Source organism: Rhodococcus sp. SB1D (assembly GCF_048573875.1).
In the GTDB taxonomy this organism is placed as follows: domain Bacteria; phylum Actinomycetota; class Actinomycetes; order Mycobacteriales; family Mycobacteriaceae; genus Rhodococcus_F; species Rhodococcus_F qingshengii.
In genome coordinates, this window is sequence record NZ_JBMAIQ010000001.1 from 391,516 (window position 1) to 410,884 (window position 19,369).

The following is a 19,369-nucleotide window of genomic DNA, read 5'->3' on the forward strand; positions in this document are numbered from 1 at the left end:
CTCACTTGAAGACGAACAGTTCACCGATTGCGCTGGGCGTCAACACTTCGCCCTTGGGGCCGATCGAGGTGCCGACGGTGAAGCCGACTGCTCCCGGCAACGTGTCCTGATCCACCGTCTCACCGGTTTCGGTGTCGAAGGTGATCAGGCTCAGTCCGTTCTCACCCTCGCGTACGACGGTGTATCCGGTGTTGCCGGCGGTCTGCGCCGGAACGCCCAGTTGCAGAAGGTCTTTACGTTCCCAGGCCAGTTCGGCGTGATCTCCCTCGTCGCGCACGGCAAGGAGGTGGCCCTTGTCGCCGCCGGCGGGAATGATCAAACCGTCGTCGGACGTCGAGGCACTACCGGCCGAGTTGAAGCCGATGTCGTAACTCCACCTGGTGTCACCGGTTTCGGCGTTCACTGCCCAGAGAGATCCGTTGTTGTCGGTGGCGTAGACGGTCTTGCCGTCCTTCGACAGGTCCGGGCTCGACGCCGTTCCACCGGGAAGCGCGTCGGTGGACCACTCGCGGGTGATGGACGGATTGTCGCCGCCCGTGTACTTCATGGCGACCAGATCGGCTGCCTGAGAACTGGGTCCGTAGAAGGTGAAGTAGAACTTGCCGGTGCCCAGGTCCACTGCCGGGGTATTGGCCACCGGGCAGCCGGACGTGCCGAGGAAGCACTCGTTCAAACCCTTGTTGTCGGGAATGAGTTCTGCATTCGCGCCCTGGTCGATCGACGGCGGCGGGATCAGGTCGAACGACGGAACCACTTTTGCGCCGGTCTGCGGGTCGAGCACGTTGATCTGACCCAATTGGGTGATGAACAACAGGTTTCCGTCGCCGGTGAACTGTGACGAGAGAGGAGTGCCCACAACGAGCGTGCGCCAACGCAATTGACCAGTCTCGGTGAAGGACATCATCGCGCCGCTCTCGCCGACGTAGACATTGGTGGCCGTGTCGACGATGGGTGTGGACGCGACTACTCCGTCGTTGAGTCGAGCGCACCACTTCTTGCGACCCGTATCCATCTGGAACGAGAAGAGATTGCAGCCGTTCTCGGTGCGGGCGGTGACGAAGCTCTGGCCGTTCGCGGCCACCGAGGCGTACGCGGCAACCGGACCGCCGAGAGGGCGTGACCATGCGAACTCGACATCGCGTGATCCGGTGACCGGGCTCGTGTCGCTGTTGCGGGCGTCGGCGTGCATGGCCGGCCAACCCGCCGACGCGTACCGGTCCACCCGTCCGTCGTCGCTGCCGCAACCGGCGATCAGGGCCGCAGCGATCGCCGTCGACACCATCACGGACGACCGTAGGACCCGCCGCATCACAATCTCCCTGCCTTCAGTTGATCAAGAGCCCTCGGTAACTGCACAAGCCCGGACCAGAGACTATCCCGACCGGGGCAACGTGACGGGGCACACCCCGAGGGTCGGTGAGTCGGCCCCACGTAGGCTGAACACTCATGACGAGCATGTGGGGCGCACCGTTGCGCACTCGATGGCGGGGATCACGCCGAGGCGACAGCGATCAGGCCAAGTTCTTGACGGTCGATTCCCTCAAATGGGTTCTGGCGAACAAGGCGTACACACCCTGGTATCTGGTGCGGTACTACCGTCTCGCCAAGTTCAAGATGGCCAACCCGCACGTGATCCTGCGCGGCATGGTGTTCCTCGGCAAGAACGTCGAAATCCATTCCACCCCCGACCTGTCCCGCCTCGAGATCGGGCGCTGGGTGCACATCGGTGACGGCAACGCGATCCGCTGCCACGAAGGCTCGCTGCGCATCGGCGACAAGGTCGTCTTCGGCAAGGACAACGTCGTCAACACGTACCTCGACATCGAAATCGGTGCGTCGACGCTCGTAGCCGACTGGTGCTACATCTGCGATTTCGACCACCGCATGGACGACATCAACACACCGATCAAGGACCAGGGCATCGTCAAGGGCCCCGTCCGTATCGGCCCGGACACCTGGGTGGCAGCGAAGGTCACCGTGCTGCGAAATACCCGCGTCGGACGCGGTTGTGTCCTCGGTGCGCACGCCGTCGTCAAAGGCGACATCCCGGACTACAGCATCGCGGTCGGCTCGCCCGCGAAGGCGGTCAAGAACCGCAAGTCCGATTGGGAAGCCGGCGCTGCCGATCGTGCAAAGTACATCGCGGCGCTCGAGGACATCGCACGCAAGAAGGCTGCTGCGGACGCTGCCGACGCGTCGTCGACGTCGTAGCTCACTTTTTGGCAGAACCAGCGATTACTTTCGGCGCCGCCACCGGTCTGTATCGGTATCGGCGCCGAAAGTCTGCGCCGGTGAAAGGAGTGCCGACATGAGCGAACAGACACCCGAATGGGTCGTGGCGCAGCGCCGCGAACTGGTGGGATTTCTCGAAGGCCTGAGCACGGAGCAGTGGAACGCGCCGACCCTGTGCGAGGGGTGGCGGGTCCGCGAAGTGATCGCGCACATCACCATGCCCTACCGATACTCGGCGCCGCGATTCGTCGTGGAAATGGTCAAGTCACGCGGAAACTTCAACAAGATGTCGAACCGGCGAGCGCTCGCCGATACGTCGGAAGTCGGTGAGCGACAACTGCTTGCCTCGCTTCGCGACAACGTTGCACACCCGTGGAAGCCTCCAGGCGGCGGCTTCGAGGGTGCGCTCTCGCACGACGTGATCCACGGTCAGGACATTCGCGTGGCACTCGGCGACGATTACGTGGTGCCCGAAGACCGGCTCACTCGTGTGCTCAGCGGACTCTCGCCCAAAACCGTGAAGTATTTCGGAACTGACCTCGACGGCGCTCGGTTGCGCGCCGACGACCGAGACTGGACGTACGGTGCCGGCGCCGAGGTTCACGGGGCGGCGCAGGATCTCCTGCTCGTGCTGTGCGGCCGGATGCTGCCACCAGGCCATCTGCTCGGGGATGCGAGTTCTCGTTTCACCGCGCCACTCCCGACCCCCTGAGATCAGCACAAAGCGAGCTCAGCGACCGGGCAGCGGACGCTCGGGAATCTGTGGCCGTGCCAACGGCTGCCGCACCCGACGCTTCGCGCCCGCGTAGACGTGAGCAGTCTCCTCGGCGACCTGATGCCAGTCGAAGTCCGATGTCAGGCGTGCGCGGGCGGCCACTGCCCGTTCCTGCGCCCCGGCGGGATCGTCGAGTACCTCGCGGACAGCCGAGGTGAGCCCGGCGATGTCGCCCGGTTGGAAGGACATCCCCGTCACCCCGTCGACGACGGCTTCGCCCAGTCCGCCTGCGGTGGACGTGATCAGCGGAGTGCCGGCCGCCGCCGCTTCGAGGGCGATGATCCCGAACGGCTCGTAGCGCGACGGCAGGACGATGGCGTCCGCTCCGTGCAGCCAGCTGAGCAGTTCCGTGTGATCGAGGTTGCCGAGAAAGTCCACCGCCCGCGCGACGCGATGCGTGCGTGCCTGTTGGTAGAGCCAGGTGAACTGGGTGCCTTCGCCCGCGATCGCGAGGGTCGTGCCGGGGTGGCTACGACGGATTCGGGGGAGTGCTGCGATGGCGTCCTGCACGCCCTTCTCGTATTCCAGGCGGCCGACGAAGAGGAGTTTCGGCGGTCCGGATCGCGGTCCACGTTCGCGAAAGTTCCACGTGGTCACGTCGATTCCGTTGCGGATGACGGTGATCGGCGGCAGCGTCGGGCCGTAGAGCTCGGTCACTTCTTCCTGCATGGACGCCGAACAGGTTATGAGAGAGTCGGATTCGTTTGCCAGCCACCACTCGACGGAGTGGACCTGGCGGTTGATGCGTCCGGAGATCCAGCCGCTGTGGCGACCCGCCTCGGTGGCGTGAAGTGTGGAAACCAGTGGGACATCATAGAATTCGGCCAGGGCGATCGCCGGATGCGCGACCAGCCAGTCGTGCGCGTGCACGACGTCGGGCTGCCAGCCCTCGCCCACTCCTGGCTTGTGCAGCGCCATCCCGGCCCGGACCATCGCGTGACCCATCGCGAGGGTCCACGCGAGCATGTCCTCGCCGAAGACGAAGTGTGCCGGGTCCTCGGCCACTGCGACGACCAGTACGCCTTCGGAGATGTGCGTGATCGTCGGGTGCGTCGACGCATCCGTTCCGGAGGGGCGGCGTGAGAGCACCACGACCTCGTGGCCCGCCGCTGCCAATTCGGTGGCGAGATGGTGGACGTGTCGACCGAGCCCGCCGACGACGACCGGTGGGTACTCCCACGAGACGATGAGAATTTTCACGACGGACTCAGTTCTGTGTCAGGTAGACGGCGAGCATCCAGTCCCGGGAACAACCCGTCGGCGCGATTCCAGCCTTCGGCGAGTCGCACCGCGACGGCATCGCGGCCGGAAACCAGCGCTTCGGAGATTTCCCTGGTCGCGTGGGCGTGCTTGTGCGCACGTTCGCGGGCGTACCCCGCGGCCGAATCCTTGCTCACCATGAATGCCCAATCGCTCGAAACTGTCATCAGTGTCTCGCGAAGTATCTGATCGTTGACGCGGTTTCGCAGTTCCGGTCGTCCGGGTGCGTTGTCGCGTCCGCGAGACTTGTCCACGGTGCCGAGCGCGGTATCGACCACTTCGGAGTTCAGTTGCACCAGGTCGGACACCTGATCGCCGGCCCAGACACGCCAGTCCTTACCCGATCCCCAGGACGAATCCTCGAGTTGAACGGGTTCGCCGACGTATCCCGATGCCTTGGCGTCGGCGAGGGTGCCGACGCGAATTCCGGCCTCGGGAAGCGCGCGCAGGAGTTTTTCGAGCCACTGCGGACCTTCGTGCCACCAGTGCCCGAACAGTTCGGTGTCGAAAGCTGCGACCACCAGGGCGTCGCGGCCGATGCGGGTGGATTCACTGCGCAGACGCGCCCGAACGGTTTCGACGAAGTCGGCAACATGCTTGTCGACGGCGGCCGCAGCGAGTTCGGGGTCGTACGGCAACTTGTCGGCGGAGTCGACGGTCCGTCCGGTGACCCGCGACGGCTTGAGACCCGTCTCGTGGTCGTAGGTGTGGAAGTCGCGGTAGGCGGCGTGACCCGGATATCCGGACTTGGGGGACCAGACGCGGTAGCTGACCTGCAGGTCGCGGCCGAATGCAACCACGTCGGATTCTCGAACCGGGCGACCGAGGGATGTGTCGCCGCGCAAGGCGGGGCCGTCGACCATGAAGTGGGTGACGCCCGCTTCGGCGTACCCGCGCTCCATGCCCGGGGTGTACCCGCACTCGGGTCCCCAGATCCCGGTCGGAGTGTGATTCCACCGGGCATGCGCGTCGGCGAGACCTTCGCGGAGGGAGAACGCCCGCAAGCGAGGATCGAGCAGCGGTTGGAACGGGTGGGCCAGCGGCCCGCCGAGAAGCTCGAAGGCCTCGCGATCGATGAGGTCGCGGAACACCGGTGAGGCGCCGTGCTGCCAGTGAGTCTCGAAATCTGCGAGAGCGGCAGCTGAGGCCCGGTGCTCGCGCGCGCCGAGTTCGCGGTGCGCCGCGTCCGGCATGCCGGCAGCCTCGTGGGCACGGATTTGCCAGTTGCCGAGCCAGTGATGCATCCCGGCGAGGCAGTGGGGATCGTCCAACTGGGCCGCGAGTACGGGCGTGATGCCCAGCGTCAGCAGGTGCGATCGGCCCTCGTCGGCCAGGCGTCGTAGCGCGGCGGCGAGCGGAATGTACGACGCAGCCCAGGACTGGTAGATCCATTCCTCGCCGACTGGCCATCTGCCGTGGTTGGCGAGCCACGGCAGATGGGAGTGCAGAACCAGGGCGAACATCCCCGGTTCGGTGACGGGTGTTGCGTTACTCACTCGCCGGTTTCCTTCACGGCAATAGCGACGAGGTCGAGGCTGTCGTCGATGTCGGGTTCGCTGATGCTGAAGTCGTCGACGGTGATGCCCTCGACGTCGCGGGTGAGATCTTCGGGCCAGGGCTCACCGGCCAACGCGCGGTCGATCTGCGCGTTGATGAACGATCCGCCGTGCTTGGCGTCGAGTTCCTTCAGGCGCGAACCGTGGTGGACGCCGGTCATCAACTGAACGCGGAATCCGGCGTCTTCGAGCAATTCGGTCATTTCGGAGGCGTTGAGCTCACGAGTGTGGAAAGGGTTGAGCGGCGTGTCGCGGCCGGGGGAGAAGGTGATCCGGTTGGGGGTGCTGATGAGAAGTTCACCGCCGGGAGCGAGAACTCGGAAGCATTCGCGTAGGAACTGACCCTGATCCCACAGGTGCTCGATCACCTGGAAATTGACGACGACGTCAACCGAGTTGTCCGCCAGTGGAAGCTCGGCGAGGTTGCCGTGGAGCATCTCGACGCGGGGGTAGCGGGCACGGACGTGCTCGACCGCGGAGATGTCGTAGTCGAGGCCGGTAACCTTTGTTGCGACGTCCGCAATCATGTTGGCGCCGTAGCCTTCTCCAGAACCGGCCTCGAGGACTCGGCGGTCCGTGCAGCGCTCCAGAAGTGCGCAGTACACCACTTCGTGGCGTCGGAACCAGTAGTTCTCCTCGGGGATTCCTGGCACGGTTCGTTCGCCCGTCAAGGGCAGGGGTGCGTCCTCGTGGTTGCTGACACTCGTTTCACTCACCCGTGCGAGATTAGTGCCATCCGAGTAGAACGTGTTCGCCGTGGTCCAGATCACTGCTGTCAATTCCTGTTCGTGCCGTTATGGTGGACGAGGTTCCACGTTAAGTTACCCACCGGTAACTTAACGTGGGGTAATCTAACGCACAGCCGACGTGAACCGAGAAATTCGCCCGTGGGGAGACCTGTCGGACTCTCTTTTCGGACGCTCGGACTGCGCGAGCACCACAGACGATTTATCAGGTGAATTACACACAGGAGGTCGACGAAGACCCATGACGAATATCGTTGTTTTGATCAAGCAGGTCCCCGACACATGGTCCGAGCGCAAGCTGACCGACGGCGACTACACGCTTGACCGTGAAGCCGCCGACGCAGTCCTCGACGAGATCAACGAGCGCTCCGTCGAAGAAGCACTCCTCATCAAGGAAGCTCAGGGCGGTGAGGTAACGGTGCTGTCCGCAGGTCCCGACCGCGCCACCGACGCTATCCGCAAGGCTCTCTCGATGGGCGCCGACAAGGCCGTCCACATCAACGACCCGGCACTGCACGGCTCCGACGCGATCCAGACCGCATGGACGCTCGCTGCTGCTCTCGGACAGATCACCTTCGAGAACGACGAGCCTGCCGACCTGATCATCGCCGGCAACGAGGCCACCGACGGCCGCGTCGGCGCTGTTCCGGCCATCATCGCCGAGTACCTGGGCATCCCGCAGCTCACGCAGCTGCGCAAGGTCGTCGTCGCCGACGGCAAGATCACCGGTGAGCGCGAGACCGACGAGGGCGTCTTCGGCCTCGAGGCTTCGCTGCCCGCGATCGTCTCGGTCACCGAGAAGATCAACGAGCCGCGCTTCCCGTCCTTCAAGGGCATCATGGCCGCGAAGAAGAAGGAAGTTCTCGTCTACACGCTGGCCGACCTCGGAGTCGACCCGGAGACCGTCGGAGTTGCCAACGCCGGCACCACCGTGACGTCCTCCACCCCCAAGCCCCCCCGTACCGCTGGTGAGCGCATCGTCGACGAGGGAGACGGTGGCACCAAGATTGCCGCTTACCTCGTCAGCAACAAGGTCATCTGATCGCGCCCTTCTAGACATCCAGCAGAAGAACTCAGGGAGAGTTAAGTCATGGCAGAAGTACTTGTGCTCGTAGAGCACGCAGAGGGTGCGCTGAAGAAGGTCAGCACCGAACTCATCACCGCTGCACGCGCACTCGGTGAGCCGTCGGCAGTTGTCGCCGGCCCCGCGGGCACCGCAGCAAAGCTCGCCGACGCTCTGGCAGCAGCCGGCGCCGAGAAGATCTACGTCGCCGAGTCCGACGACATCGACGGCTACCTCGTCACCCCCAAGGTCGACGTTCTCGCCGCTCTGGTCGAGTCCACCAGCCCGGCAGCAGTCATCACCGCAGCCGGCACCGAGGGCAAAGAGGTTGCCGGTCGTCTGGCCGCACGTCTGGGCTCCGGATTGCTGACCGACGTCATCGAGATCAAGGCTGACGGCACCGGCGTCCACTCCATCTTCGGTGGCGCGTTCACCGTCGAGGCCAAGGCCAACGGCGACGTTCCGGTCTACTCGGTTCGTCCGGGCGCAGTCGAGGCTGCTCCGCAGGCCGGCGCAGGCGAGCAGATCACCGTCGAGGTTCCGGCCCAGGACGAGAGTGCCGTCAAGGTCACCTCGCGTGAGCCCATCGTCGGCGGCGACCGCCCGGAGCTCACCGAGGCGTCGGTTGTCGTCTCCGGTGGACGTGGTGTCGGCAGCGCGGACAAGTTCTCCGTCGTCGAAGAGCTGGCCGACTCCCTCGGCGCTGCAGTCGGTGCTTCGCGTGCCGCTGTGGACTCGGGTTACTACCCCGGACAGTTCCAGGTCGGTCAGACCGGTAAGACGGTCTCCCCGCAGCTGTACATCGCGCTCGGCATTTCCGGTGCCATCCAGCACCGCGCCGGCATGCAGACGTCCAAGACCATCGTTGCGGTCAACAAGGACGAAGAGGCACCCATCTTCGAGATCGCCGACTTCGGCATCGTGGGCGACCTGTTCAACGTCGCACCGCAGCTCACCGAAGCTGTGAAGTCCCACAAGGGCTGAAAAGCACAAACTGCTGTGCGCCTTTATCAACCCCCCGCGGTTGATAAAGGCGCACAGTGCTTTATTCACCCGGCCTGCATCGGCATGTCACTTCGTCGATACCGAGACGCCGTTCGCGCTCGATAAACCTTGCGCATGACAATTACGTCAGTCCTTCGCTCCGCGAGTGACAATCTCGGCCGTGAGGTCGCCCAGCCGAGATATTCCCTGATCGTCTCCTCCGACCGCGAGCATCGTGTCGCAGCGCAGCGCCTTCGATACCGAGTGTTCGCCTCCGAGCCAGGCTTCTCCCTCCCGGCCTCGGCCGGGGTCTTCGAACTCGACGCCGACGGCTTCGACGAATTCTGTGATCATCTACTCGTTCGTGACAACATCACCGAGGAGTACGTCGGCTGCTACCGAATGCTGCCGCCGGATTCCGCTGCGGCGGCGGGTGGGTATTACACCGCAACCGAATTCGACATCTCCGCGCTCGATCCGGTGGCGAACAGGATCGTCGAAATGGGTCGCGCGTGCGTCGATCCCGCGCACCGCACCGGATCCGTCCTGAGCCTGATGTGGTCGGGCATCCTGCACTATCTCGAATTGACCGGATACGAGTGGGTGATGGGCTGCGTCTCCGTGCCCGTCTTGCCGAGCCCCGATTCAATTGCCGGCGCCGATGTCCGCGGCGTCCGTGACTTCGTGATGAACAAGCACGCCAGTCCGGGGTCGCGGCGGGTGATCCCACGAAACCCGGTGGTCCTCGGGGGTCTGACGCTCGACGAGATCGCCGCACCGGAACGCGTGACGATGCCACCGTTGCTCCGTGGTTACTTGCGGATGGGCGCGATGATCTGCGGGGAACCTGCTCACGATCCCGAGTTCGGTGTGGCCGATTTTGTTGCGCTGCAAGGCCTTCACTCCGCCAACAAGCGCTATCTGGAACGGCTGCGATCGGCGGCCGCCGCACACGAGTCGGGGATCGGCTGATGACCGCGGCGGTGCCGTACTGGGTGCCGACGAGCCCCTGCGGCGACGGGTGCCTACCCGCGGACGCACCCGGTGTGTCGAGTATCACCGTGATGGCCCGCGGGGTCATGGTCGGTGCCGCACTGGTGACTGCGCCTGTGCTTTCGGCCGGCTGGCTGCTCCCGCGCACCTGGCGTACTGAGATGCAACGCGGATACTCGCGCGCGTTGCTTCGTTGTCTGGGGATGAAGCTGACGGTCGACGATCAGCGGTTGGGGCGCGCGGAACCTGACGGGGTCATGGTTGTCGCCGGTCACGTGTCCTGGACCGACGTCCTCGTCGCGAGCGCCGTTGCTCCGGCCAACTTCGTCGCCCGCGCCGACCTGCTCGACTGGGCAGTGCTCGGCGGTCTCGCGCGCCGGATGCGCGTCGTCCCCATCGACCGCGCTCGCCTGCGTGAACTCCCCGGAACCGTCGACGTCGTTCGCGAACGCCTGCAGCGAGGTGTCCGGGTGATGGTGTTTCCCGAGGGAACGACCTGGTGCGGGCGGGCATACGGCGGTTTTCGTCCGGCGATGTTCCAAGCAGCCGTCGACGCCGAATGCCCGGTTCAGCCGATGGCGATCCGCTACGAGAACGCCGACGGTTCCCTGTGCACCGGACCCTGCTTTGTCGGCACCGAAACGATCGGTCAGTCCATCCGTCGGATCCTGCGTCAGAAGAACGTCGAGGTGAAGGTCAGGCTGGCTCCGCTCGAGGAGGCAGGGGAGTGTCGAGCCGATCTCGCGCAGCGATGCGAGAGAGCCGTACGCGGCGTCGACATCATCGATCTGGCAGCTCACGACATCTTCGACCCCGCACCGGAACTCGTGACACAAGCCGTGGGACAAATCGATCCTTCCCCGGCGATGAGCGCTTAGCCTGCTGAGCGAGGCTGGTCGAACTCTCGTGCTGGGCTATCCTTGTCAAGCCATGACTCTGCCTGCACACAGTGCCCACGCCGGATTTCCGGTGTACCTCGATCATGCCGCCACGACTCCGATGTCGGCAGCCGCTATCGAGGCGATGACCGATACCTTCAAAACCGTGGGCAACGCGTCCTCGTTGCACGGCTCCGGCCGTGCGGCCCGGCGCCGCGTCGAGGAATCGCGCGAATCGATCGCCGCCAGCTTGGGTGCGCGGCCGTCGGAGGTCATCTTCACCTCCGGAGGCACCGAGAGCGACAATCTCGCGGTCAAGGGCATCTACTGGGCTCGCCGTGACGCAGACCCGCGACGCACTCGCATCCTGGCCAGCTCCGTCGAGCATCATGCTGTGCTCGACGCCGTCGAGTGGCTCGAGCAGCACGAGGGCGCGCGCGTGACGTGGTTGCCGGTCGACGAGAACGGTGTCGTCGACCCGCAGACCTTGCGTGACGAGCTTTCCGTCCACGCCGACGAGGTCGCACTCGTAACGGTGATGTGGGCCAACAACGAGGTCGGCTCGATCATGCCGATCGTGGAGTTGGCGGAGATTTCGGCTGAGTTCGAGATTCCGATGCACAGCGACGCGGTTCAGGCAGTTGCACAATTGCCGGTCGATTTCGCGGCGAGCAAATTGGCCGCGCTGAGCATCGCGGCGCACAAGTTCGGTGGTCCGCACGGCGTCGGCGCGCTTCTGCTCGGACGCCAGGTTCCCTGTGTGCCGCTCCTTCACGGCGGCGGACACGAACGTGATCTGCGTTCGGGGACGCCGGACACCGCGGGAGTTGTCGGGATGGCTGCGGCGCTGCGCGCGAATGTCGCGAACTTCGATTCGAGCACAAGGGAATTGGCGAAGCTGCGTGACCGTTTGATCGACGGGGTCCTGGAGATCCTTCCCGAGTCGGTGCTCAACGGCCCGACCGGTTCCGATCGGCTTCCCGGTAACGCGCACTTCACCTTCCCCGGTTGCGAGGGCGATTCGTTGCTGATGCTGCTCGACGCTGCCGGTATCGAATGTTCCACCGGTTCGGCCTGCACCGCCGGTGTGGCCAGAGCCAGCCATGTCTTGATCGCGATGGGCGTCGAATCGCCCGTCGCGCGTGGCTCACTGAGATTTTCGCTCGGACATACGTCGAGTGTCACCGATGTGGACGCGCTCATCGCTGCGCTTCCACAAGTAGTAGAGCGCGCTCGGGCCGCCGGTCTTGCCGGTGCCGGTTCGCGTGGAGGGGATCGCTGATGCGAGTACTCGCAGCCATGAGCGGAGGTGTCGACTCCGCTGTCGCCGCCGCCCGCGCTGTCGCCGCCGGACACGACGTCGTCGGCGTTCATCTTGCTTTGTCCACGGCGCCGGGCGCATTGCGGACGGGTTCGCGTGGATGCTGCTCGAAGGAAGATGCCGGCGACGCCAGGCGCGCCGCCGACGTTCTCGGAATACCCTTCTACGTCTGGGATTTCGCCGATCGCTTCAAGGAAGACGTGATCGACGACTTCGTGGCGTCGTACGCAGCGGGTGAGACCCCCAATCCGTGCCTGCGCTGCAACGAGAAGATCAAGTTCACCGCACTCGCCGACCGTGCAGTCGCTCTCGGCTTCGACGCCGTGGCGACCGGTCACTACGCGCGCCTCGAAGACGGCGTCCTGCGCCGGGCGGTCGACGCTGACAAGGACCAGTCGTATGTCCTCGGTGTGCTGACGGCTGAGCAGCTTTCGCGAGCGATGTTCCCGATCGGTGACACACCGAAAGAACAGATCCGCGAGGAAGCCGCCGAGCGCGGTCTGGCTGTGGCGAACAAGCCTGACAGTCACGACATCTGCTTCATCCCGACCGGCGACACACGAGCATTCCTGGGTGCGCGCATCGGCGTTCGCCCGGGAAGCGTCGTCGACGCCGATTCGGGTGAAGTCCTCGCTGCACACGACGGCGTACACGGCTTCACGATCGGACAGCGCAAGGGTCTCGGCGTCGAAGGTCCGGCGGGTGACGGCCGTCCGCGGTACGTGACCGCGATCGAGCCCGAAACCGGAACGGTCCGAGTGGGTTCGGCCAAGAATCTCGACGTCTGGGCCATCTCGGCGCAGCGTGCGATCTGGACCTCGGGCCAGGCGCCGGAGGGCCCTGTCGAATGCATGGTGCAGGTTCGTGCGCACGGTGGACTGGCGCAGGCTGTTGCGGAGGCCGTCGACGACGGTACTTCAAGCGGCGGTATCTCGATCTCGTTGCGCGAACCACTGACCGGCGTCGCAAAGGGACAGGCCGTCGTGTTGTATCGCCCCGACCGCGAACTGGGCGACCAGGTTCTCGGCAGTGGCACCATCTCGGGCACCGAATCCGAGCCGAACACACTGTGACGCAGCAGGTTTCCATCGGTGGTCTCGTCACCGGAATCGGATCCTGGCCGGGCACGGATGCCCGCGAAAGTGCCGCAACCATCCTCGGTGAGCTGGGTGGTTTCCCGCATCTGGTGGAGTTGCCGAGCCGCGGTCTCGGCGCTGACATGGTCGGCCGGGCGGGGGCAATTCTGGTCGATATCAACCTCGACGCCTCGACCCGCGCCTATCGAGTCGTGCCTCGGAGGGGCAATGTCGCGAAGCGAGCCGAGGACTTTCTGAATCAGGATCTCGACGCGCTCGAGGAAGCCTGGGAGTCGGCGCGCTTGGTCGGCGGAGACCACGTCGTCAAGCTCCAAGCCGCCGGCCCGCTGACACTCGGCGCCGAGATCGAAGTCGCAAACGGTTCGCGAGTTCTCGTCGACCGCGGTGCGCTCCGCGACATCGCAGAATCACTCGGTGAGGGTCTCGCGCGTCATGCGGCCGAGGTCACTCGCCGCACCGGCGCCGCAGTGGTGATCCAGTTGGACGAGCCGCAGATCGCGGCAGTTCTGGCCGGTTCGCTGCCTGGGCGCACCAAGATGGAGAGCGTTCCGGCTCTCCCGGAACCCGAGGCACTCGCCGTACTCGACTCGACGATCAGCGGTTGCGGACTGCCCACAATCGTCCACAGTTGCGGCACAGACATGCCGTGGGATCTACTGAGGCGAAGCCAGGCGTTCGGCGTGAGCTTCGACATGTCGCTCATCGGCTCACGCGATCTCGACGGTATCGGCCAGTTGTTCGACGCCGGCAAGGAATTGGCGCTCGGTCTGGTTCCGTCCGTGGAGCCGGAAAAGCCGGTGACGTGGAAAGAGTGTGCGATGCCCGCCGTCACCCTGGTAGATCGTCTCGGCTTCTCGCGTGAACTCCTGCAGACCCAGGTCGCGGTCACTCCGCGTTGCGGTCTTGCGGGTGCGAACCTCGACTGGGCTCGTGCCGCCCTTCGGCTGTGTACAGACGTCGGCAAGGCATTGGTGGACGATCCGTCGGCGTTCTAGTGTGTGCGTTCCGATGTGGAGTCGTGTGGTGTGTCGGTGTGAACCGATAATCTTCTAGCTGTGACTGAAACCGCGGATGCAATGCAGCCAGCGCCCAACGAGGCGCGCGAGCAGTGGACGGAGCTGGCCGAAGAGGTACGCCAGCATCAGTTCCGCTACTACGTTCGTGATGCGCCCGTCATTTCGGACGGTGCATTCGACACATTGCTCGGGCAGCTCAATGCTCTCGAAGAGCAGTACCCGGATCTGCGAACTCCCGACTCTCCGACGCAACTCGTCGGTGGCGGATTCGCGACTGACTTCACGTCCGTCGACCACCTCGAGCGGATGCTCAGCCTCGACAACGTCTTCGACGAGTCGGAGCTCCGAGCATGGATCGCCAAGGTAGAGCAGGAAACCGGGCCGGAACTGCACTATCTCTGTGAAGTGAAAATCGATGGTGTCGCCCTCAATCTCGTCTACGAGAACGGCAAACTCGTTCGTGCCGCAACCCGCGGTGACGGTCGTACGGGCGAGCTGGTCACGCTCAACGCTCTGACGATCAACGACATCCCGGAGCGCCTTACCGCCACGGACGAGTACCCGATTCCGAGCCTGCTCGAGGTGCGTGGCGAGGTGTTCTTCCGCCTCGAGGACTTCGCAGCACTCAATGCCTCCCTGGTGGAGGAGGGGAAGGCGCCGTTCGCCAATCCGCGCAACTCCGCGGCGGGCTCCCTGCGTCAGAAGAATCCTGCCGTCACCGCGCGTCGCCGCCTCGGAATGATCTGCCACGGGTTCGGGCGCATGGAAGGTTTCGAGCCGGCCTCGCAGTACGACGCCTACGTGGCCCTCGCCGCCTGGGGTCTGCCGGTGTCCACGCACACCTCACGGGTGGTCGGCGCCGACGCCGTGGTCGAGAAGATGAAGTACTGGGGAGAACACCGCCACGACGTCGAGCACGAGATCGACGGGTTGGTGGTCAAGGTCGACGAGATGTCGTTACATCGACGTCTGGGCACCACGTCGCGCGCACCACGGTGGGCGATCGCGTACAAGTACCCGCCGGAAGAGGTCACGACCAAGCTCCTCGACATCCGGGTCAGTGTCGGACGTACGGGTCGTGTGACGCCGTTCGCGTACATGGAACCCGTCACGGTGGCGGGTTCCACTGTGTCCTTGGCCACGCTGCACAACGGCTCGGAGGTCAAGCGCAAGGGTGTGCTGATCGGCGACACCGTGGTGTTGCGCAAGGCCGGAGACGTCATCCCCGAGGTTCTCGGTCCCGTGGCAGACGTTCGTGACGGTACCGAGCGCGAGTTCGTCATGCCGACACATTGTCCCGAGTGCGGCACGTTGTTGGCACCCGCGAAAGAGGGCGACGTCGACGTGCGATGCCCCAATCAGCAGTACTGCCCGGCGCAGTTGCGCGAGCGCGTGTTCCACGTCTCGGGGCGCGGTGCATTCGACATCGAGGTGCTCGGTTACGAGGCCGCGACCGGGCTGTTGGAGGCGAAGGTCATCGGCGACGAGGGCGATCTCTTCTCACTCGACGCCGAGAAACTGATCGAAGTTCCGATCTTCCGCACCAATGCGGGATCCCTGTCCGCCAACGGAAAACGCTTGCTGGCCAACCTGGATTCGGCCAAGGACAAGCCGCTGTGGAGAGTGCTTGTGGCACTGTCGATTCGGCACGTCGGCCCCACTGCCGCGAGGGCGTTGGCCGGCGAATTCGGCTCGCTGCAACGCATTCGGGAAGCCTCGGTCGACGAGTTGGCTGCAGTGGACGGCGTCGGATCGACTATCGCCGCCGCCGTCGTGGAGTGGTTCTCCGTCGACTGGCATCAGCAGATCGTCGACAAGTGGGCGTCGGCCGGAGTACGCATGGAGGATGAACGCGACGATTCGATTCCGCGCAATCTCGAGGGCCTCTCGATCGTCGTCACCGGTTCGCTCGAGACCTACTCGCGTGATCAGGCGAAGGAAGCGATTCTGGTGCGCGGCGGTAAGGCGGCAGGGTCGGTCTCGAAGAAGACTGCGTTTGTCGTCGTCGGTGAAGCGCCCGGTTCCAAGCACGACAAGGCGGTCGAATTGGGTGTGCCGGTGCTCGACGAAGACGGCTTCCGGCGGTTGCTCGAAGATGGCCCGGATGCGGTCGCTCCCACCGATTTGGACGAACCAGAGTGACTTTGTCCGATTTCTGAGATTGGTGTGCTGGGTGCGATAGTGACGCCATGATCGAGATTCGTGAAGTTCTACCGGCTGAGTTCGAGACCGTCGGGGAGCTGACAGTGCAGTCGTACGTGGGTGGCGGATTTGTCGCCGGCGGATCGCCGTACGCGGAGCGCCTGCGAGACACCGCAACTCGGGTGGAGCAGGGCCGGGTGCTGGTTGCGGTTCTCGGTGACGAAGTCGTGGGCTCGTTGACGATCGCAGAACCCGGCACGCCCTTCGCGGATGTTGCGCAGAAGGGCGAACTCGAGTTCCGCATGCTCGCAGTCTCGCCGCAAGCTCGGGGATCGGGCGCCGGAACCGCATTGGTTCGCGCAGTGATCGCCGAAGCCTACGACCGCGGCGATCACTCGGTGGTCATCTCGACGCAGCCCGAGATGGTCGATGCCCGTCGTATCTACGACCGCAACGGTTTCGTCCCCGATCCCGAGCGGGCGTGGGAGCCGATTCGCGGTATGGAACTGACCGTCATGGTGCGCGGCCTGGCCTGATCAGCCAGCCTGGTCAACCCAGTACCGTCGCCACGATTCCTGCGAGGTAGCCGAGGCGGGCTATCTCCGAAGGGCGGAATTCGGGCCCACCGGGACGACCGAGCATGAGGACTCGATTGCCGGAGCCGAGAGGTGCGGCAGCGAGGCTGGTGTTCATGTCGCGCCATACGTCCGGAACCCAGTCGGCCTCGCCGTCGAGGGCGGTGGGCTTGTCCAGTGGCATCCACGGAATGTCGGTGGCGTGGGTTTCCGGCGCGCCGGCGCTACCGACGACGCGGTACGCACCGTGCTTGCCGATGTCCGCGACGACGCACCAGCCGACTCGCAGTACACGCGGCGCGCCGTCGACGAGGACCTGTAGTCGATCGTTTCGGGCCGTCGCAACGGAATCTATGAGTTCGAGCTCACGGTGAGTGTCGAGAATCCCGGCGTAGGGGCGGATCGAATCGACCAGCACGTCCGGTAGATGCTCGGCAGCGGTGATCAAGGTGTCGGGCAGCGCGCCCGGTTCGACGTCGACCACGAGGTCGTCGATGGCAAAACCGTCACCTCGTTCCACGACGTCGAGGGAGAGGATGTCTGCGCCCACGGATCCGAGAGCTACGGCGAGCGCGCCGAGGCTGCCTGGTCGATCGGGCAGTTGGACGCGAAGCAGGTACGACACGTGCGTGCCTTTCGCTGATCGGTTCTCGCCCGGATCACGTCGACCCGGGCCTGACTCATCTTTGCACTTGCCCAACCTGCGATGGTGGGCGCCGCGGCGGCGTCACGCCAGATGCACATGCTTGTCACACGAGCGAAACACACTGCGGGCTTTCGGCGTGGCGATCGACACAGTGAGCGTGCTCGTCGTTCGATACAGCGGGCGTGCTTACAGGTCTGTCGCGGCGAGCAACTAGGCTGGACCGGCAATGTTCACGTCCTCTTCCGAAAGGGGCCCCGCGGTGCCTGCCATCTCCCGTGACGAGGTCGCGCACCTCGCGCGGCTGTCCAGACTCGCCCTGTCCGATGCCGAACTCGACGAGTTCGCCGGTCAGTTGGATTCGATTCTCAACCACGTCAAGGTGGTCACCGAGGTTGCGGCCGACGACGTCCCGCCCATGGCGAATCCCAATGCCGTCACCAACGTGACGCGCCCCGACGTGATCGTGCCCGGGTTGACCCCCGAGCAGGCATTGTCCGGAGCACCCGCAGTCGAACAGGATCGCTTTGCGGTTCCGCAGATCCTTGGAGAGGGCGAATGACCGATCTGACCACGCTGGACGCCGCTGAGCTGGCCGGCAAGATCCACTCGCGTGAGGTGTCCTCCGTAGAGGTCACGCAGGCGCATCTCGACCGCATCGCGGCCGTCGACACCGAGTACCACGCCTTCCTGCACGTTGCAGGCGAACAGGCTCTCGAAGCCGCCGCAGCAGTGGACAACTCGCTCGCAGGCGGAAACGAACCTGCTTCGGCACTCGCCGGCGTTCCGATCGCGTTGAAGGACATCTTCACCACGACGGACATGCCGACCACCTGTGCGTCGAAGATTCTCGAAGGCTGGGTCGCGCCGTACGACGCGACTCTGACCTCCAAGCTGCGCGCTGCCGGCATCCCGATCCTCGGCAAGACGAACCTCGACGAGTTCGCGATGGGCTCTTCGACCGAGAACTCGGCCTTCGGCCCGACGCGTAACCCGTGGGACGTCACCCGCATCCCCGGTGGTTCGGGCGGCGGCAGTGCGGCTGCGCTCGCGTCCCGTCAGGCCCCGCTGGCCATCGGCACTGACACCGGCGGTTCGATCCGTCAGCCCGCTGCGGTCACCGCGACAGTCGGAACCAAGCCGACGTACGGAACCGTCTCGCGCTTCGGACTCGTCGCGTGCGCGTCCTCGCTCGATCAGGGCGGCCCCTGTGGTCGCACCGTGCTCGACACCGCTCTGCTGCACGAGGTCATCGCCGGACACGATCCGCGTGACTCCACGTCCATCGACGCCCCCGTGCGTCCGGTCGTCGCCGCCGCACGCGAAGGTGCAAACGGCGACCTGCGCGGCGTCAAAGTCGGTGTGGTCAAGGAACTTCACTCCGACAGCTACCAGCCCGGCGTCATCGCTTCCTTCGATGCTGCCGTCGAGCAGCTCAAGGCACTCGGTGCCGAGGTTGTCGAGGTCTCGTGCCCGAGCTTCGAGCACGCGCTCGCGTCGTACTATCTGGTGCTGCCCAGTGAGGTCTCGTCCAACCTGGCCCGCTTCGACGCGATGCGCTACGGACTGCGTGTCGACGACGGCAACATGAGTGCCGACCAGGTCATGGCGGCAACCCGCGCCGCCGGTTTCGGTCCGGAGGTCAAGCGCCGCATCATGATCGGTACCTACGCACTGTCCTCGGGCTACTACGACGCCTACTACGGTTCGGCGCTCAAGGTCCGTACGCTCATCGCGCGCGATTTCGACAAGGCCTACGAGAAGGTGGACGTACTGGTCTCGCCGACCAGCCCGTTCACGCCGTGGAAGTTGGGGGAGAAGGTCGGCGATCCGTTGGCCATGTACCTCTCGGACCTGTGCACGTTGCCGACCAACCTGGCCGGACACTGCGCGATGTCGGTGCCCTCGGGCCTGTCCGCGGACGACAACCTGCCGGTGGGCTTGCAGATCATGGCGCCCGCCATGGCTGACGAGCGCCTCTACCGTGTCGGTGCGGCCTACGAAGCAGCTCGCGGCCCGATCGCGACTGCAGTCTGACCTGTTTGCTGTGCGCCTTTATCAACCCCCCGCGGTTAATAAAGGCGCACA

At 64.9% G+C, this 19,369-nt stretch carries 18 protein-coding genes; 13 read left to right on the forward strand and 5 right to left on the reverse strand.

Annotation, left to right across the window (positions count from 1 at the left end; genetic code table 11):
* Window position 1 precedes the first annotated feature (1 nt).
* Complete coding sequence (locus tag ACN50D_RS01865) at window positions 2-1,309, reverse strand: PQQ-binding-like beta-propeller repeat protein (protein WP_007729417.1); 1,308 nt, start codon at window positions 1,307-1,309, stop codon at window positions 2-4.
* A gap of 137 nt (window positions 1,310-1,446) precedes the next feature.
* On the opposite strand from ACN50D_RS01865, the gene ACN50D_RS01870 reads away from it, so the two are divergent.
* Entirely contained in the window at window positions 1,447-2,211 is a 765-nt protein-coding gene (locus ACN50D_RS01870) for an acyltransferase (protein WP_003944741.1), read from the forward strand.
* A 97-nt stretch (window positions 2,212-2,308) separates the two neighbouring features.
* Entirely contained in the window at window positions 2,309-2,944 is a 636-nt protein-coding gene (locus tag ACN50D_RS01875; protein ID WP_007729415.1) for a maleylpyruvate isomerase family mycothiol-dependent enzyme, read from the forward strand.
* Between the two features lie 18 nt (window positions 2,945-2,962).
* On the opposite strand, the gene ACN50D_RS01880 is transcribed toward ACN50D_RS01875, so the two are convergent.
* The 3 genes from ACN50D_RS01880 to ACN50D_RS01890 are packed head-to-tail and all read right to left on the reverse strand — an operon-like array spanning window position 2,963 to window position 6,539.
* Window positions 2,963-4,207, reverse strand: coding sequence for a glycosyltransferase family 4 protein (locus ACN50D_RS01880; RefSeq protein ID WP_003944732.1), 1,245 nt, complete (start codon window positions 4,205-4,207; stop codon window positions 2,963-2,965).
* On the reverse strand, window positions 4,204-5,730 hold the full coding sequence (locus tag ACN50D_RS01885; protein WP_211920601.1) for a glycoside hydrolase family 57 protein: 1,527 nt from the start codon (window positions 5,728-5,730) through the stop codon (window positions 4,204-4,206). Before ACN50D_RS01885 ends, ACN50D_RS01880 begins: the two co-directional genes overlap by 4 nt.
* Window positions 5,731-5,759: 29 nt before the next feature.
* A complete protein-coding gene (locus ACN50D_RS01890) occupies window positions 5,760-6,539 on the reverse strand; it encodes a class I SAM-dependent methyltransferase (protein ID WP_307850402.1) in 780 nt (259 codons plus the stop codon).
* Window positions 6,540-6,810: 271 nt separating this feature from the next.
* On the opposite strand from ACN50D_RS01890, the gene ACN50D_RS01895 reads away from it, so the two are divergent.
* The 9 genes from ACN50D_RS01895 (at window position 6,811) to ACN50D_RS01935 (ending at window position 16,599) form a co-directional block, all read left to right on the forward strand.
* Complete coding sequence (locus ACN50D_RS01895; RefSeq protein ID WP_003944754.1) at window positions 6,811-7,611, forward strand: electron transfer flavoprotein subunit beta/FixA family protein; 801 nt, start codon at window positions 6,811-6,813, stop codon at window positions 7,609-7,611.
* Window positions 7,612-7,659: 48 nt separating this feature from the next.
* Window positions 7,660-8,616, forward strand: coding sequence for an electron transfer flavoprotein subunit alpha/FixB family protein (locus ACN50D_RS01900; RefSeq protein ID WP_003944698.1), 957 nt, complete (start codon window positions 7,660-7,662; stop codon window positions 8,614-8,616).
* Between the two features lie 135 nt (window positions 8,617-8,751).
* Window positions 8,752-9,588 (forward strand): GNAT family N-acetyltransferase, encoded by an 837-nt coding sequence (locus tag ACN50D_RS01905; protein ID WP_073512981.1) that lies wholly within the window; start codon window positions 8,752-8,754, stop codon window positions 9,586-9,588.
* Window positions 9,588-10,487 carry a lysophospholipid acyltransferase family protein gene (locus ACN50D_RS01910; protein WP_003944726.1) on the forward strand — a complete coding sequence of 300 codons (900 nt, stop codon included), beginning with the start codon at window positions 9,588-9,590 and terminating at the stop codon, window positions 10,485-10,487. The genes ACN50D_RS01905 and ACN50D_RS01910 overlap by 1 nt, the downstream gene beginning before the upstream one ends.
* 52 nt (window positions 10,488-10,539) lie before the next feature.
* Entirely contained in the window at window positions 10,540-11,769 is a 1,230-nt protein-coding gene (locus ACN50D_RS01915; protein WP_073512980.1) for a cysteine desulfurase family protein, read from the forward strand.
* Window positions 11,769-12,881 (forward strand): tRNA 2-thiouridine(34) synthase MnmA, encoded by a 1,113-nt coding sequence (gene mnmA / locus ACN50D_RS01920; protein ID WP_042447455.1) that lies wholly within the window; start codon window positions 11,769-11,771, stop codon window positions 12,879-12,881. Before ACN50D_RS01915 ends, mnmA begins: the two co-directional genes overlap by 1 nt.
* The gene (locus ACN50D_RS01925) at window positions 12,878-13,900 is read left to right on the forward strand and encodes a methionine synthase (protein WP_073512979.1); all 1,023 of its coding nucleotides are present in this window, start codon (window positions 12,878-12,880) and stop codon (window positions 13,898-13,900) included. Before mnmA ends, ACN50D_RS01925 begins: the two co-directional genes overlap by 4 nt.
* An 81-nt stretch (window positions 13,901-13,981) precedes the next feature.
* The gene (gene ligA, locus ACN50D_RS01930) at window positions 13,982-16,063 is read left to right on the forward strand and encodes an NAD-dependent DNA ligase LigA (RefSeq protein WP_007729389.1); all 2,082 of its coding nucleotides are present in this window, start codon (window positions 13,982-13,984) and stop codon (window positions 16,061-16,063) included.
* A gap of 47 nt (window positions 16,064-16,110) precedes the next feature.
* Window positions 16,111-16,599: a GNAT family N-acetyltransferase gene (locus ACN50D_RS01935; protein WP_003944764.1), complete on the forward strand. Its 489-nt coding sequence runs from the start codon at window positions 16,111-16,113 to the stop codon at window positions 16,597-16,599.
* Between the two features lie 13 nt (window positions 16,600-16,612).
* On the opposite strand, the gene ACN50D_RS01940 is transcribed toward ACN50D_RS01935, so the two are convergent.
* Window positions 16,613-17,263 carry an amino acid-binding protein gene (locus ACN50D_RS01940; RefSeq protein WP_003944719.1) on the reverse strand — a complete coding sequence of 217 codons (651 nt, stop codon included), beginning with the start codon at window positions 17,261-17,263 and terminating at the stop codon, window positions 16,613-16,615.
* 280 nt (window positions 17,264-17,543) lie between these two features.
* Between ACN50D_RS01940 and gatC the strand changes: the two genes are divergently transcribed.
* Both gatC and gatA read left to right on the forward strand, forming a co-directional pair.
* Window positions 17,544-17,843 (forward strand): Asp-tRNA(Asn)/Glu-tRNA(Gln) amidotransferase subunit GatC, encoded by a 300-nt coding sequence (gene gatC, locus ACN50D_RS01945; protein ID WP_003944747.1) that lies wholly within the window; start codon window positions 17,544-17,546, stop codon window positions 17,841-17,843.
* The gene (gene gatA, locus ACN50D_RS01950; RefSeq protein ID WP_030535403.1) at window positions 17,840-19,318 is read left to right on the forward strand and encodes an Asp-tRNA(Asn)/Glu-tRNA(Gln) amidotransferase subunit GatA; all 1,479 of its coding nucleotides are present in this window, start codon (window positions 17,840-17,842) and stop codon (window positions 19,316-19,318) included. Before gatC ends, gatA begins: the two co-directional genes overlap by 4 nt.
* The last annotated feature ends 51 nt before the right edge of the window (window positions 19,319-19,369 follow it).